This is a genomic window from Streptomyces sp. enrichment culture (genome assembly GCF_964273255.1).
Classification (GTDB): domain Bacteria; phylum Actinomycetota; class Actinomycetes; order Streptomycetales; family Streptomycetaceae; genus Streptomyces.
In genome coordinates, this window is record NZ_OZ186835.1 from 6,577,075 (window position 1) to 6,591,404 (window position 14,330).

The 14,330-nt window shown below is 72.0% G+C and carries 10 protein-coding genes; 3 read left to right on the forward strand and 7 right to left on the reverse strand.

Translation table 11 applies throughout. From position 1 onward, the window contains the following. Positions 1-67: 67 nt before the first annotated feature. Positions 68-1,969, reverse strand: a complete 1,902-nt coding sequence (locus tag ACSU53_RS28790; RefSeq protein ID WP_437032443.1) for an AMP-dependent synthetase/ligase — start codon at positions 1,967-1,969, stop codon at positions 68-70. Positions 1,970-2,119: 150 nt separating this feature from the next. Here ACSU53_RS28790 and ACSU53_RS28795 point away from each other — a divergent pair, with 150 nt between their 5' ends. Further along, positions 2,120-2,353 carry a DUF6480 family protein gene (locus ACSU53_RS28795; protein ID WP_437032445.1) on the forward strand — a complete coding sequence of 78 codons (234 nt, stop codon included), beginning with the start codon at positions 2,120-2,122 and terminating at the stop codon, positions 2,351-2,353. A 28-nt stretch (positions 2,354-2,381) separates the two neighbouring features. On the opposite strand, the gene ACSU53_RS28800 is transcribed toward ACSU53_RS28795, so the two are convergent. From ACSU53_RS28800 to ACSU53_RS28825, 6 genes are all read right to left on the reverse strand, one after another. Continuing rightward, positions 2,382-3,467, reverse strand: a complete 1,086-nt coding sequence (locus ACSU53_RS28800; RefSeq protein ID WP_437032447.1) for a glutamate--cysteine ligase 2 — start codon at positions 3,465-3,467, stop codon at positions 2,382-2,384. Between the two features lie 109 nt (positions 3,468-3,576). After that, positions 3,577-5,802, reverse strand: a complete 2,226-nt coding sequence (gene glgB, locus ACSU53_RS28805) for a 1,4-alpha-glucan branching protein GlgB (RefSeq protein WP_437032449.1) — start codon at positions 5,800-5,802, stop codon at positions 3,577-3,579. A 3-nt stretch (positions 5,803-5,805) separates the two neighbouring features. Further along, on the reverse strand, positions 5,806-7,164 hold the full coding sequence (locus ACSU53_RS28810) for a maltokinase N-terminal cap-like domain-containing protein (RefSeq protein ID WP_437032451.1): 1,359 nt from the start codon (positions 7,162-7,164) through the stop codon (positions 5,806-5,808). Between the two features lie 28 nt (positions 7,165-7,192). Next, positions 7,193-8,911: a maltose alpha-D-glucosyltransferase gene (gene treS / locus ACSU53_RS28815; protein ID WP_437032453.1), complete on the reverse strand. Its 1,719-nt coding sequence runs from the start codon at positions 8,909-8,911 to the stop codon at positions 7,193-7,195. Then, on the reverse strand, positions 8,908-10,905 hold the full coding sequence (locus ACSU53_RS28820) for a maltotransferase domain-containing protein (RefSeq protein WP_437032455.1): 1,998 nt from the start codon (positions 10,903-10,905) through the stop codon (positions 8,908-8,910). The genes treS and ACSU53_RS28820 overlap by 4 nt, the downstream gene beginning before the upstream one ends. A gap of 73 nt (positions 10,906-10,978) precedes the next feature. Continuing rightward, positions 10,979-11,278: a DUF5133 domain-containing protein gene (locus tag ACSU53_RS28825; protein WP_437032457.1), complete on the reverse strand. Its 300-nt coding sequence runs from the start codon at positions 11,276-11,278 to the stop codon at positions 10,979-10,981. Between the two features lie 340 nt (positions 11,279-11,618). Here ACSU53_RS28825 and ACSU53_RS28830 point away from each other — a divergent pair, with 340 nt between their 5' ends. Beyond that, positions 11,619-12,131: a pep a2 gene (locus ACSU53_RS28830; protein ID WP_437032458.1), complete on the forward strand. Its 513-nt coding sequence runs from the start codon at positions 11,619-11,621 to the stop codon at positions 12,129-12,131. Then, the gene (glgX, locus tag ACSU53_RS28835; protein ID WP_437032460.1) at positions 12,128-14,272 is read left to right on the forward strand and encodes a glycogen debranching protein GlgX; all 2,145 of its coding nucleotides are present in this window, start codon (positions 12,128-12,130) and stop codon (positions 14,270-14,272) included. The genes ACSU53_RS28830 and glgX overlap by 4 nt, the downstream gene beginning before the upstream one ends. Positions 14,273-14,330 lie beyond the last annotated feature (58 nt).

Consider the following 14,330-nt stretch of genomic DNA (forward strand, 5'->3'; position numbering starts at 1 on the left):
GCCAGGGGCGTCCGCCGGCCCGGGCCGGCGGACGCCCCTTCACGATCGGCCCCCTCGGGGCGGCGGCTCAGCGGAAGACGTTGTCCGCGTCGTCCCAGCCGGGCGGCAGCTCCGCCGCCACCCGCCCGGGACGCACCCGCGCCTGGTACATCGCGTCGATCTCCAGCGCGTGGCGGCGCACGATCTCGTCCCGGCGCAACTTCATCGACGGGGTCAGCAGCCCGTTCGCCACGTCGAACGGCTCCGGCAGCACCCGGAAGACCCGGATGGACTCCGACGGGGACACGGTGCTGTTGGCCGCCGCGACGGCCCGCCCGATCTCCTCGCGCAGCGCGTTGTCCTCCCGGGCCTGACGCGTCGGCGCGTCCCCCTGCAGGGACAGGGCCGCCCGCCAGTGCGTGAGGAACTCCGGATCCAGGGTGATCAGCGCGCCGACGCACGGCCGGTTGTCGCCCACCACCACCGCCTGGTGCACCAGCGGGTGCATGCGCAGCCGCTGCTCCAGCGCCGCCGGCGCCACGCTCTTGCCGCTGCTGGTGACGATGATGTCCTTCTTGCGGCCGGTGATGGTGAGGTACCCCTCGGTGTCCAGCCGTCCGAGGTCTCCGGTCGCCAGCCAGCCGCCGCGCAGCGCGGCACGCGTGGCGGCCTCGTCGTTGACGTAGCCCTGGAACACCGACGGGCCGCGCACCAGGATCTCCCCGTCCTCGGCCAGCCGGATCTCGCTGCCCGGCAGCGGGCGCCCGACCGTGCCGGACTTCTCCCGGCCGAAGGGCTGCATGGTCACCCCGCCGCTGGTCTCGGTGAGCCCGTAGCCGTCGTGCACGTAGATGCCGATGCCCTCGTAGAACAGCGACAGGTCGCGGCTGAGCGGCGAGCCGCCGGAGGTGGCCCGGCACACCCGTCCGCCCAGGGACGCCCGCAGCCTGCGGTAGACCGTCCGCTCGTACAGCGCGTGCTGCAGCCGCAGGTCCAGGCCCGGTCCCGGGCCGCGCCCCAGCCGCTGCCGCTCCACGGCGGCGGCGAAGTCCCGCGCCGTGCCGGCGGCCTTCTCGAAGAGGGCGCCGCGGCCGGCCTGCTGCGCCGCCCGCAGGAAGTTCTTGTAGATCTTCTCCAGGAGCGAGGGCACCGCGTACAGATAAGTGGGCCGGAAGGTGCGCAGGGCCGAGGACAGCGCCTCCGGGCCGAGGTCCGGCTCGTGCCCCATCAGCAGGCCCCCGCGCACGCACAGGCCCTGCACCATCAGCCCGTACACGTGCGAGAACGGCAGGAAGGCGAGGACCGCGGCCTGCTGCCCCGGCGGCGCGGCCGTATGGCCCCAGCCCGCCAGCAGGACGTCGCACACGGAGGCCATGCCGCGGTGACTGAGCGCGCAGCCCATGGCGTGCCCGGAGGTGCTGGAGGTGTAGGCGACCACGGCCGTGGCGTCCGGCAGCACGATCCGGCGCATCGAGTCCACCGTGGCCTGCGGGATGAACTCGCCGTGCGCCACCAGCTGCTCCAGCGCGCCGGCGTCCAGCTGCCAGACGTGCCGCAGCCGCGGCAGGGTGGCGCACACCGACCCCACGGTCATGACGCCCTGCTCGTCCTCCACCACCACGGCCACACAGCCCGCGTCCCGCAGGATCCACTCGACCTGGTCGCGGGAGGCGGTCGGATAGATCGGCACGACCTCGGCGCCCACCGCCCACAGCGCGTAGCACAGGACGGTCCACTCGTAGCGGGTACGCGCCATGATCGCCACGCGGTTGCCCGGGGAGAGCCCGGACGCGATGAGCCCCTTGGCGAGGTCGACGACCTCGTCGCGGAACTCCACGGCCGTGATCTCCTCCCAGGTGGAGGACGCCGGGCCGGTGCGGCGGGCGAGCATCGGCAGTGTCGGCGTGCGGACCGCCGTCTCGAAGAGACTGTCGGTGAGGCCCCCGGTCAGGGGCGGGGCGGAAGGGGGAGCCGGAGCGAGGTCGCGCATGCATGCTCCTGACAGGTACGCGGTGTGACTGGGCCGACGGGGACGGTCATCGGCGGCCCCGAATGTAGCCCAGCCGGAGCCGCGCGGGGCCGGGTATGGCGGAAGTGTTCCCACACCGATGATCTCGGCCCGACGGGGGACCCGTACGGCATGAGCCACTTCAATCCCGATCCCGAACCCGACCGCACCACCGGCCTCGAACCGGGTGGCGGCGTACCCCCGGGCGAGACTCCGCCCGGGGAGAGCAGCATGCCCGAGGCGGGCCCGCTGGAACGGCACAATCCGGCCAAGGGCTGGAGCAAGGGCCCGCTGACCGCGATCATCGTCGTCGCGGTGCTGGTCGCGGCGTTCTTCCTGGCCTACGCCCTGGTGCTGATCCTCTGACCGCGGGCGTCCGGCCCGCCCGGACGCCTCAGGCCTGGGTCTGCCGCGCGCACCGCGTGACCACGTCCCGCAGACTGCCGGTGTCCTCCAGCAGCGCGCGCTGCACCTGTGCCCCGTTGCCCTCGCGCAGCAGCCGGGCACAGCCCTCGCGCGCCCGCTCCAGGTCCCCGGCGTCGGCCAGCGCCTCGCCCGTGTGGTCCAGCAGGGCCCGCACCACGTCCTCGGCCGGCGAGCGGCGCAGGGTCAGCGGATGCAGCAGCTCGCCGGACAGGCCCGAGCGGGCGGCCTGCCAGGCGGCCAGGCGCAGCATGCTCACCCCCGGGTCGAGGGGGTCCTTCCCGGCCCGCCACGCACGGGCCGACGTCTCCACCAGGGCGCGGGTCAGCGTGGCGATCAGCGCGGCGGTCTCCGCGTGCAGGCACACGTCGAAGACCCGGGTCTCGACCGTGGGATAGCGCGGGGAGAGCCGCGCGTCGAAGTAGACCATGCCCTCGTCGAGGATCACACCGGTGGCCACCATGTCCGCCACCAGCCGGTGGTACCGCTCCGGTGTGCCGAAGAGGCCGGTCGGCCCGGCCGACGGCCAGCGCTGCCAGACCCGGCTGCGGTAGCTGCTGTACCCGGAGTCGCTGCCCTGCCAGAACGGCGAGTTGGCGCTGAGCGCCGTGAGCACCGGCAGCCAGGGCCGCATCCGGTCCACGACCGCGACGCCCTCCTCGTCGGACTCCACCGAGACGTGCACGTGGCAGCCCATGACCAGCTGCTCCCGGGTGGCGATGCCGAACTGCTCCTCCATCCACCGGTAACGCCGGTTCACGCCGATGGACGGGCTGACCGGCAGCGGCGAGGTGGCCAGGGCGGCCACCGTGCAGCCGATCTGTCCGGCGTGCCCGGCGGCCTCCTTGCGGCAGCGGACGATCTCGTCGTGCAGTTGCTCCATCGAGGACTGCGGATGCGTGGCGAACTCCAGCATCTGCTCGTGCAGTTCCCGTTCGAAGACGTCGTCCGCGTCGTCCCGGGCGGCCCGGGCGAGCACGGCCGTGGACAGGGCCCGTGGCTCGCCGGAATCCGGATCCACCAGGAGGAGCTCCTCCTCCACTCCCACCGTGCGCACGTGGTGCCGCCTTTCCGTGAACCGCCGCGTCGACGCCGGGGTGCCCCCGGCCGTACGACCCCTGATGCCCCGGCTGGGGGATCGGACACCTCACGGCGGCGGCGGTTTCTCACGGAACGGACGGACTCAGCCACAGGGTCGCCAGCGGCGGCAGGGTGAGCCGCACGCAGCCGTCCTCCGGCTTGACCGGGCCGGGGTTGGCCACATCGCTCCCGCCGTATCGGGCGGCGTCGGTGTTGAGCACCTCCTGCCAGGCGGCCACCTCGTCACCGACCCCGAGCCGGTAGTCCTGCCGGACCACGGGGGAGAAGTTCGTGACCGCCAGCAGCGGCCGGCCCGCCGCGTCGAACCGCAGGAACGCGAAGACGTTGTCGTCCGCGGCGTCCACCGCCACCCACCGGAACCCGGCCGGATCGGTGTCCCGCTGCCACAGCGCCGGCGTGGCACGGTAGCGGGCGTTGAGGTCCCGGACCAGGTCCTGGACTCCGCGGTGGTCGCCCGCGGAGTGGTAGCCGTCGTCGAGCAGCCACCACTCCGGCCCGTGTTCCTCGGACCACTCGGCGCCTTGCGCGAACTCCTGCCCCATGAACAGCAGTTGCTTGCCCGGGTGGGCCCACATGAAGCCCAGGTAGGCCCGCACGTTCGCCCGCCGCTGCCACCAGTCGCCGGGCATCTTCGTCACCAGCGCCTGCTTGCCGTGCACCACCTCGTCGTGCGAGATCGGCAGGACGTAGTTCTCGCTGTAGGCGTACACCATCGAGAAGGTCATCTCGTGGTGGTGGTACTTGCGGTGCACCGGCTCGTGGGAGACGTACTCCAGCGAGTCGTGCATCCAGCCCATGTTCCACTTCAGCCCGAAGCCCAGGCCGCCGGTGTCGGTGGGCCGGGTCACGCCGCCCCAGGCGGTCGACTCCTCGGCGATCGTCACCACCCCGGGGCAGCGCCGGTAGACGGTCGCGTTCATCTCCTGCAGGAACGCCATCGCCGCCAGATCCTCCCGGCCGCCGTACGCGTTGGGCTCCCACTGGCCGTCCTCCCGCGAGTAGTCCAGGTAGAGCATCGAGGCGACCGCGTCGACCCGCAGTCCGTCGATGTGGAACTCCTGGCACCAGTACACGGCGTTCGCCACGAGGAAGTTGCGCACCTCGGTCCGGGCGAAGTCGAAGGTGTACGTCCCCCAGTCGGGGTGGTCCGCGCGCCGGGAGTCACCGGGCTCGTACAGCGGTTCCCCGTCGAAGCGGGCCAGCGCCCAGTCGTCCTTGGGGAAGTGCGCCGGCACCCAGTCCATGATCACGCCGATGCCCGCCCGGTGCAGGGCGTCGACCAGGTACTTGAAGTCGTCGGGGGTGCCGAGCCGGGCCGTCGGCGCGTAGAAGCCGGTGACCTGGTAGCCCCAGGACGGGCCGTACGGGTGCTCGGCGACCGGCATGAGCTCGACGTGCGTGAACCCGAGGTCCTTGACGTAGCGGGGCAGTTCCTCGGCCAGCTCGCGGTAGGTCAGGCCCGGCCGCCAGGACGGCAGGTGCACCTCGTACACCGAGAACGGCGCCTCGTGCACGGGGGTGGCGGCCCGGCTCTCCATCCACTCCCGGTCGTGCCACTCGTAGTGCGAGGCGGTGACGACGGACGCCGTGTTCGGCGGCTCCTCCGCCCGGCGCGCCATCGGGTCCGCCTTGAGGAAGCGGTGCCCGTGCCGGGAGTGGATCTCGAACTTGTACCGCGTCCCCTCGCCGACGCCCGGCAGGAACAGCTCCCACACCCCGGACGAGCCGAGCGAGCGCATCGGGAAGGCGGTGCCGTCCCAGTGCGTGAAGTCGGTCGCGACCCGCACCCCCTGGGCGTTGGGAGCCCACACGGTGAACCGGGTGCCGCGCACGCCCTGGTGCGTCATGGGGTGGGCGCCGAGCGCCGTCCACAGCTCCTCGTGGCGGCCCTCGCCGATCAGGTGCAGGTCGAACTCGGGCAGCGCGGGCAGGAACCGGTACGGGTCGTCCGTCCGCACGGCCGGTTCGTCCCCGTAGGCCACGGCCAGCGTGTAGGCGGGGATCGCCTCCAGCGGCAGGACGGCGGAGAACAGGCCGTCGCCCTCCGACACGAGGGGGGTGACCTCGCCGTCCACCACGACGCCCACCTCGCGGGCGAACGGCCGCAGCGCACGGAAGGCGATCCCGCCGGGTACCGGGTGGGCGCCCAGCAGCGCGTGCGGATCGTGGTGGGCGCCCGCCAGCAGGCGCCCCCGGTCGGCCGGGTCCAGCGGGGGCGCGGTCCCGCCCGCCACCGGGGCGGACGGGGCGGGCCCCGCGGATTCGGGCAGTGGGGTGTCACGCAGGGCCACGGCTCAGTCTCCTCTCACGGCGAGGCGCTCGATCGCCGCCATCGGTACGGGCAGCCAGTCGGGTCGGTGCCGGGCCTCGTACAGCACCTCGTACACGGCACGGTCCGTCTCGTAGGCGCGGAGCAGACCGTGCTTCTTGCGGGGGTCCCAGCCGGCGCGGGCGGCGTAGCCCGCGCAGTACGCCTCGCGGCAGCGGCGCGCCCACTCCGGGCGCCAGGGGCGCCGCTGGCGGGCGGCGTAGTCGAAGGAGCGCAGCATCCCGGCGATGTCCCGCACGGGGGAGTGGGCGCTACGCCGCTCGGAGAGCGGGCGGGACGGCTCGCCCTCGAAGTCGATGACGAACCACTCGCGCCCGGCCCGCAGGACCTGGCCGAGGTGCAGGTCGCCGTGGATGCGCTGCGCGGGCGGCCCCGCGTCGCAGGTGGTCAGGGCGGCGAACGCCGCCCGCAGCCCCGGCACGAAGGGCTGGAGCGCCGGTACGGAGTGCGCCGCCGCGGTCAGCCGCTCGGTCATCGCCGCCGCCGTGCGCCCGTTCTCGCCCGGCCCGCCCAGCGGGAAGGCCGAGGCGAGCGCCAGGTGCACGTCCGCGGTGGCCCGGCCGAGCGCATGAGCCTCGGCGGTGAAGTCGTCGCCCGCGGACAGCGCGGCCAGTGCCAGCGTCCAGCCGTCGGAGGCGTCCCGGAGGTAGGGCTGGAGCACGCCCAGCGTCGCCGTGAACGGGTGGGTGGTGCAGAACCAGGCCACCGGCGCGGGCACCCGGTGGCAGCCCTGGCGGGACAGCGCGCCGGGCACCTCCAGGTCCGGGTTGACCCCCGGCTGGATCCGCCGGAAGACCTTGAGGATGTACTCGTCGCCGTACACCAGCGAGGAGTTGGACTGCTCGGCGTCCAGCAGCCGCGGCACCAGTCCGGCGGGCAGCGGCTCGCGGGCGTCGGATTCGAAGCGCAGCGGGCCCGCCGCCCCGGGGGTGCGCAGCCGCTCCAGCAGCAGCCGGGCGGACCGGGGGTCGTGGAGGGCGTCGTAGACCGTCCGGCCGGCCAGCGCGCCGTCCTGGACGCGGCCGATCAGCGCCCGGCCGAGTCGCGGCGAGGGGTGGTCCCGCACGCCGAGGAGGAGCTGGTAGCAGTCACCGGCCGGTGGCGTGTTCCCGGGCGTGGGCACGCCGCCGTGGCCCGCGTGGACCAGCACGTGCAGGCAGCCCGGGAACAGCTCCGTCATCGACAGCACGTGCAGGTCGGTGACGGGGCGGTCCTTGCCGGCGAACCAGCGCTGGCCGGGGAGCCAGTCGCGCAGCAGCCCGGCCAGCGACTCCATCGGCTCGGCGGGGGCGCTGCGGGGGCGCAGGAATGCGGTCTTCGTCATGGTGACGCCTCCTGACGTCGGCGCACGCTCACGGGCGGCGGCCGATGCGGGATGCGACTCGGGTGAGCCGGAACCAGTAGAAGCCGTGCCCCCCGAGGGTCAGCAGGTACGGCAGTTCCCCGACGGCGGGGAAGCGCACCCCGCCGAACAGCTCGACCGGGTGCCGCCCGGCGAACTCCCGCAGGTCCAGCTCGGTCGGCTGGGAGAAGCGGGAGAAGTTGTGGACGCAGAGCACCAGGTCGTCCTCGTACTCGCGCAGGAAGGCGAGGACGGCCGGGTTGGACGACGGCAGTTCGGTGTAGGTGCCCAGGCCGAAGGCCGGGTTCTGCTTGCGGATCTCGATCATCCGGCGGGTCCAGTGCAGCAGGGAGGACGGGGACGCCATCGACGCCTCGACGTTCGTCACCTGGTAGCCGTAGACCGGGTCCATGATCGTGGGCAGGTAGAGGCGGCCGGGGTCGGAGGAGGAGAAGCCGGCGTTGCGGTCGGGGGTCCACTGCATGGGGGTGCGCACGGCGTCGCGGTCGCCGAGCCAGATGTTGTCGCCCATGCCGATCTCGTCGCCGTAGTACAGGATCGGCGAACCGGGCAGGGACAGCAGCAGGGCGGTGAAGAGTTCGATCTGGTTGCGGTCGTTGTCCAGCAGCGGCGCGAGCCGGCGGCGGATGCCGATGTTGGCGCGCATGCGGGGGTCCTTGGCGTACTCGGCCCACATGTAGTCGCGTTCCTCGTCGGTGACCATCTCCAGGGTCAGCTCGTCGTGGTTGCGCAGGAAGATGCCCCACTGGCAGCCGGAGGGGATGGCGGGGGTCTTGGCGAGGATCTCGGAGACGGGGTAGCGGGACTCGCGGCGGACGGCCATGAAGATGCGCGGCATGACGGGGAAGTGGAACGCCATGTGGCACTCGTCGCCGCCGACGGAGTAGTCGCCGAAGTAGTCCACGACGTCCTCGGGCCACTGGTTGGCCTCGGCCAGCAGCACGGTGTCGGGGTACTGCGCGTCGATCTCCTTGCGCACCCGCTTCAGGAACGCGTGCGAGGCGGGCAGGTTCTCGCAGTTGGTCCCCTCGGCCGCGTAGAGGTAGGGCACGGCGTCGAGCCGGAACCCGTCGATCCCGAGGTCCAGCCAGAAGCGCAGGGCGGCCAGGATCTCCTCCTGGACACGCGGGTTCTCGTAGTTCAGGTCCGGCTGGTGGGAGAAGAAGCGGTGGAAGAAGTACTGCTTGCGTACCGGGTCGTAGGTCCAGTTGGACGCCTCGGTGTCGACGAAGATGATGCGCGCGTCCGGGTAGCCCGTGTCGTCGTCGGCCCACACGTAGAAGTCGCCGTAGGGGCCGTCGGGGTCCGTGCGGGACTCCTGGAACCACGGGTGCTGGTCGCTGGTGTGGTTCATGACGAAGTCGATGATCACGCGCATGCCCCGCTGGTGCGCGGAGTCGACGAACTCCACGAAGTCGGCGAGGTCGCCGAACTCGGGCAGCACGGCGGTGTAGTCGGAGACGTCGTAGCCGCCGTCGCGCAGCGGGGACTTGAAGAACGGCGGCAGCCACAGGCAGTCCACGCCGAGCCACTGGAGGTAGTCGAGCTTGGCGGTCAGGCCCTTCAGGTCGCCGACGCCGTCACCGTTGCTGTCCTGGAAGGAGCGGACCAGCACCTCGTAGAAGACGGCGCGTTTGAACCACTCGGGGTCCCGGTCCCCGGCGGGGGTGTCCTCGAAGGTGTCCGGCACGGGTTCGTTGACGATCATGATGTGGGTGACCCTCCGTTTCGCGGTGCGGCGGGCGGTCGCTGGACGTGCAGGACATGCGCGGGAGCCCGCCCCGGCTCCAGCCGCACGTAGTTGGCGCTGCCCCAGTGATAGGTCTCACCGGTGAGTTCGTCCCGCACCGTCACCGGTTCGTGTGGGTCCAGGCCGAGGTCCGGGAGGTCCAGGAGGACCGTGGCCTCCTGGGTGTGGTGGGGGTCGAGGTTGACGACGACGAGGACGGCGTCGGAGCCGCTGCGCTTGCTGTAGGCGATCACCGAGTCGTTGTCGGTCCGGTGGAAGCGCAGGTTCCTGAGCCGTCGGAGCGCGGGGTGTGCGCGGCGCAGGGTGTTGAGCTTGGTGATGAGCGGGGCGATGGTGCGTCCCTCGCGTTCGGCTGCTTCCCAGTCGCGGGGCCTGAGCTGGTACTTCTCGGAGTCGAGGTACTCCTCGCTGCCTTCGCGCAGCGGGGTGTTCTCGCACAGTTCGTAGCCGCTGTAGATGCCCCAAGTGGGGGAGAGGGTGGCGGCGAGGACCGCGCGGACCTCGAAGGCGGGCCGGCCGCCGTGCTGCAGATAGGCGTGCAGGATGTCGGGGGTGTTGGCGAAGAAGTTGGGCCGCATGTAGGAGGCGGCCTCCCCCGACAGTTCGGTCAGGTACTCGGTCAGCTCCTGCTTGCTGTTGCGCCAGGTGAAGTAGGTGTACGACTGCTGGAAGCCGATCTGCGCCAGCGTGTGCATCATCGCCGGCCGGGTGAACGCCTCCGCCAGGAAGATCACGTCCGGGTCGGTGCGGTTGATCTCACCGATCACCCGCTCCCAGAACACCACCGGCTTGGTGTGCGGATTGTCCACCCGGAAGATCCGCACCCCCACCCCCATCCAGTGCCGCAGCACCCGGCAGGTCTCCGCCACCAGCCCGTCCATGTCCGCGTCGAACGCGACCGGGTAGATGTCCTGGTACTTCTTCGGCGGGTTCTCCGCGTACGCGATCGACCCGTCCGGGCGGTGGTGGAACCACTCCGGATGCTTGTGCACCCACGGATGGTCCGGCGAGCACTGCAACGCGAAGTCCAGCGCCACCTCCATGCCCAGCTCACCCGCCCGCGCCACGAACCGCGCGAAGTCCTCCAGCGTGCCCAGCCGCGGATGCACCGCGTCGTGGCCGCCCTCCGCCGACCCGATCGCCCACGGCACCCCCACATCGTCCGGACCCGCGTCCAGCGTGTTGTTCGGCCCCTTGCGGAACGTCGTCCCGATGGGGTGGATCGGCGGCAGGTAGACCACGTCGAAACCCATCGCCGCGATCGCGTCCAGCCGCCGCGCGGCCGTCTCGAACGTGCCGTGCGGCTCCCGCTCGGTGCCCTCCGAGCGCGGGAAGAACTCGTACCACGACCCGAACAGCGCCCGCTCCCGCTCCACCAGCAGCGGCAACGGCTCACTGCTCGTCACCAGTTCCCGCAACGGATACCGCGCCAGCACCGCGCACACCCGGGGCGTCAGGGCCGCCGCCAGCCGGGTGGCGCACGGCAGGGAGTCGTCGCGCAGGGTCTCGGCCGCGGCGAGCACGAGGTCGCGCCCGTCCTCCCGCGGCACACCGGCCGCCGCGCGCTCGTGCAGGTCGCCGCCCTCCTCGAGCACCAGGCCGGCGTCGATGCCCGCGGGCACCTTCACCCCGGCGATCCGGCGCCAGGTGGACAGGGGGTCGGACCACGCCTCGACACGGTAGGTCCACCGCCCGACGGCGTCGGCGGTCACCTCGGCCCCCCACCGGTCGCTGCCGGGCGCCAGCTCCCGCATCGGCGTGAACGGCCCCGGCCGGCCCTCCGGATCCGTCAGCACCACATTGGCGGCCACCGCGTCGTGCCCCTCGCGGAACACGGTGGCCGAGACCTCGAAGGTCTCGCCCACCACCGCCTTGGCCGGCCTCCTGCCGCACTCGACGGACGGGCGGACGTCCCGTACCGGGATGCGGCCGATGGGCTGGGTCGTCTTCATGGTTCTGCACCTCCGCCGTGCTCGACGCCGGGCCCGCGCCCGGTCGTGGGACCAAACCGAGGCGGGAAGGTCCTCACCTTCCCGCCGTGGAACGCCGCTCACCGGCCGGCGGCCCCCCGCGGACCGTCGCGGCCGGACGCGGCCTGTCGCCCTGCTCCTGCAGATAGGTGACGGAAGTGGTGCGCAGATACCGTTCGGCGGCGTCGGCGGCCTCCCGGGCGCAGCGCTTCCCCATCAGCACGCAGAGGGTGTAACCGGAATCCTCGAAGGTGGCCCGCACGGTGAGGTCCGCCGGAGCGGCGAGCATCACCCGTTCCCAGGCCCGGTAGCGACGCAACTGCCGGGCAACTTCGGCTTTGGCGGGTAGCAGCATGGCGCCGTTCACCTTTCCGGGGCTCGATGAGGGCACGTTGTCCCGACGGTCGGGCGGCGGCCGTGCGCGTGACGGCACGGACCCGTAACGGCGATCGAGGTCTTCACACATGGTGCACGGACGATCACTCCGCGTCTTGTTGGATATTCAACCGGTTTGCCCGTCCGCAGACGCTCAGATGTCGCCCCCTTCGCCTCAGGCGTGCGCTCGTGTTGCACGAATGGACCAACCCCCTCACGCTGAAGGTGACTCAGAAGCGCCAACCGCTCACGTTCCGTACTCGGGGTCCGTCCCACGGACGAGAGGAACGCCAGAGCATCGCGGTGAGGAGCCAACGACGATGAAGACCGCAGTGCCCCGCTACTACCACCTCGACGTGGAAGTCGCCCCGGAGAAGGTCGCCCAGGTCACCCGCATACTGGCCGCCCACCTCCGGTTCTGGGACCTGGAGAACCTGATGGAGCCCGTCTGCAACGGCGCCGAGATGCTGCTGCGCGCCATCGACGAGCACGCCACCGACAAGAACACGTCGATCGAGATGTGGTGGAACGGCCAGCACCTCATCACGGCCATCGGGGACAACGACCGCGCCCTGCGCCCGGACCAGGACCTGCGCGACTGTCTGCGGCGCATCGCCGCCAGCAGCGACGGCTGGGGCTGCTGCGCCACCGAGGGCGGCAGCAAGGTCATCTGGTTCTCCCAGCGCGCCCGCGCCGGGGAACGCGTCCCGCTGGTGCCGACCGCACCCGACCCGCGCACGAGCGAGGGCCTGGACCTGCCCCGCGAACTGGCCGTCTCCCAGGTGACCGGCATGGTCCGCACGCCGACCGGTGTCCTGGAGGAGGCCCGGTGACCCGGCGGAAGAACACGACAGGGGCGCCCGCGTGGAGCGGGCGCCCCTGTCCGCTGGGCGCGACCCCGGACGCCGAGGGCACCAACTTCGCGCTGTTCAGCGAGGTCGCCGAAGGCGTGGACCTGGTCCTGGTGGACGACGACGGCCGGCACCGCACCGTCCCGCTGACCGAGGCCGACGGCTTCGTGTGGCACGGCTACCTGCCGGGCGTGGGCCCCGGACAGCGGTACGGCTACCGGGTGCACGGCCCGTGGGACCCCTCCTCCGGACACCGCTGCAACCCGGCGAAACTGCTCCTCGACCCGTACGCCACCGCCGTGGACGGGCAGATCGACAACCACCCCTCGCTGCACGAACGCGACCCGCACGGGCCCGACCCGCGCGACAGCGCCGGACACACCATGCTCGGCGTGGTCACCGACTCCGCCTTCGACTGGGGCGACGACACCCGGCCCGGCCGCCGCTACGCCGACACCGTGATCTACGAGGCCCACGTCAAGGGCCTCACCCGGACCCATCCCGAGGTGCCGCCCGAGCTGCGCGGCACCTACGCCGGCCTGGCGCACCCCGCGGTGGTCGAGCACCTGACCTCCCTGGGCGTCACCGCCGTCGAGCTGATGCCGGTGCACCAGTTCGTCCAGGACGGGGTCCTCCAGGGGCGCGGCCTGGCCAACTACTGGGGCTACAACACCATCGGCTTCTTCGCCCCGCACAACGCCTACTCGGCGGCGGGCAGCCGGGGCCAACAGGTCACCGAATTCAAGGAGATGGTCCGCACCCTGCACGCGGCCGGCCTCGAAGTGATCCTGGACGTGGTCTACAACCACACCGCGGAGGGCAACGAGAAGGGCCCCACGCTCTCCTTCCGGGGCATCGACAACTCCTCCTACTACCGCCTGGTGGACGGCGACTGGCGGCACTACTACGACACCACCGGCACCGGCAACAGCCTGCTGATGCGCCACCCCTACGTGCTGCAGCTGATCATGGACTCGCTGCGGTACTGGGTCACCGAGATGCACGTCGACGGCTTCCGCTTCGACCTCGCGGCCACCCTGGCCCGGCAGTTCCACGAGGTCGACCGGCTCTCCGCGTTCTTCGACCTCATCCAGCAGGACCCGGTGATCAGCAGGGTCAAGCTGATCGCCGAGCCCTGGGACCTGGGCGAGGGCGGCTACCAGGTGGGCAACTTCCCCCAGCTCTGGTCGGAGTGGAACGGCGAGTACCGGGATGCCGTACGGGACTTCTGGCGCGGCGAGGACCACACCCTCGGCGAGTTCGCCTCCCGCCTGACCGGCTCGGCCGACCTCTACGCGCACAGCCGGCGCCGCCCGCGGGCCAGCGTCAACTTCGTCACCGCGCACGACGGGTTCACCCTGCGCGACCTCGTCTCCTACAACGACAAGCACAACGAGGCCAACGGCGAGCACAACCGGGACGGCGAGAGCACCAACCGGTCCTGGAACTGCGGAGCCGAGGGCCCCACCCGCGACCCGGCCGTACTCGAACTGCGGGCCCGCCAGCAGCGCAACTTCCTCGCCACCCTGCTGCTGTCCCAGGGCATCCCGATGCTCTCCCACGGAGACGAACTCGGCCGCACCCAGCGCGGCAACAACAACGCCTACTGCCAGGACAACGAGATCTCCTGGATCGACTGGCGGCTCGGCGACGAGCAGCGCGACCTGCTGGACTTCACCCGGCGCCTGATCGCCCTGCGCGCCGCCCACCCCGTACTGCGCCGGCGGCGCTTCTTCCTCGGCGAGACGGTGCGGCACGCCGGCCAGCCCCTGCCCGACCTGGTGTGGCTGCTGCCGAGCGCCGAGGAGATGACCGACGACGACTGGCAGCGCCCCGACGCCCACTCGGTGGGCGTCTTCCTCAACGGCGACGCCATCGCCGAGCGCGACGAACGGGGCCGCAGGGTGGTCGACGACTCCTTCCTGCTGCTGTTCAACAGCCACTGGGAGCCCGTCGGCTTCCGGCTGCCCCCGAAGACCTACGGCGAGCGCTGGACGGCGCTGATCGACACCGCCGACCCGGAGGGGACGCCCGACGAGTCGGAGTACAAGGCCGCCACCCGGCTGACCGTCGGCGCCCGCAGCCTGATGGTGCTCTCCCGGCCGTCCCGCACCGCCGGCTGACCCGCACGTCCGCGGCCGGCCGCCCGAACCCCGCGAGGGGCCGGCGGCCGGCCGCGGA

Bases quoted from the DNA above. Each gene is read 5' to 3' on its own strand.
- ACSU53_RS28790 (WP_437032443.1), bottom strand. From the start codon at position 1,969: ATGCGCGACCTCGCTCCGGCTCCCCCTTCCGCCCCGCCCCTGACCGGG.
- ACSU53_RS28795 (WP_437032445.1), top strand. From the start codon at position 2,120: ATGAGCCACTTCAATCCCGATCCCGAACCCGACCGCACCACCGGCCTC.
- ACSU53_RS28810 (WP_437032451.1), bottom strand. From the start codon at position 7,164: ATGACGAAGACCGCATTCCTGCGCCCCCGCAGCGCCCCCGCCGAGCCG.
- treS (WP_437032453.1), bottom strand. From the start codon at position 8,911: ATGATCGTCAACGAACCCGTGCCGGACACCTTCGAGGACACCCCCGCC.
- ACSU53_RS28820 (WP_437032455.1), bottom strand. From the start codon at position 10,905: ATGAAGACGACCCAGCCCATCGGCCGCATCCCGGTACGGGACGTCCGC.
- ACSU53_RS28825 (WP_437032457.1), bottom strand. From the start codon at position 11,278: ATGCTGCTACCCGCCAAAGCCGAAGTTGCCCGGCAGTTGCGTCGCTAC.
- ACSU53_RS28830 (WP_437032458.1), top strand. From the start codon at position 11,619: ATGAAGACCGCAGTGCCCCGCTACTACCACCTCGACGTGGAAGTCGCC.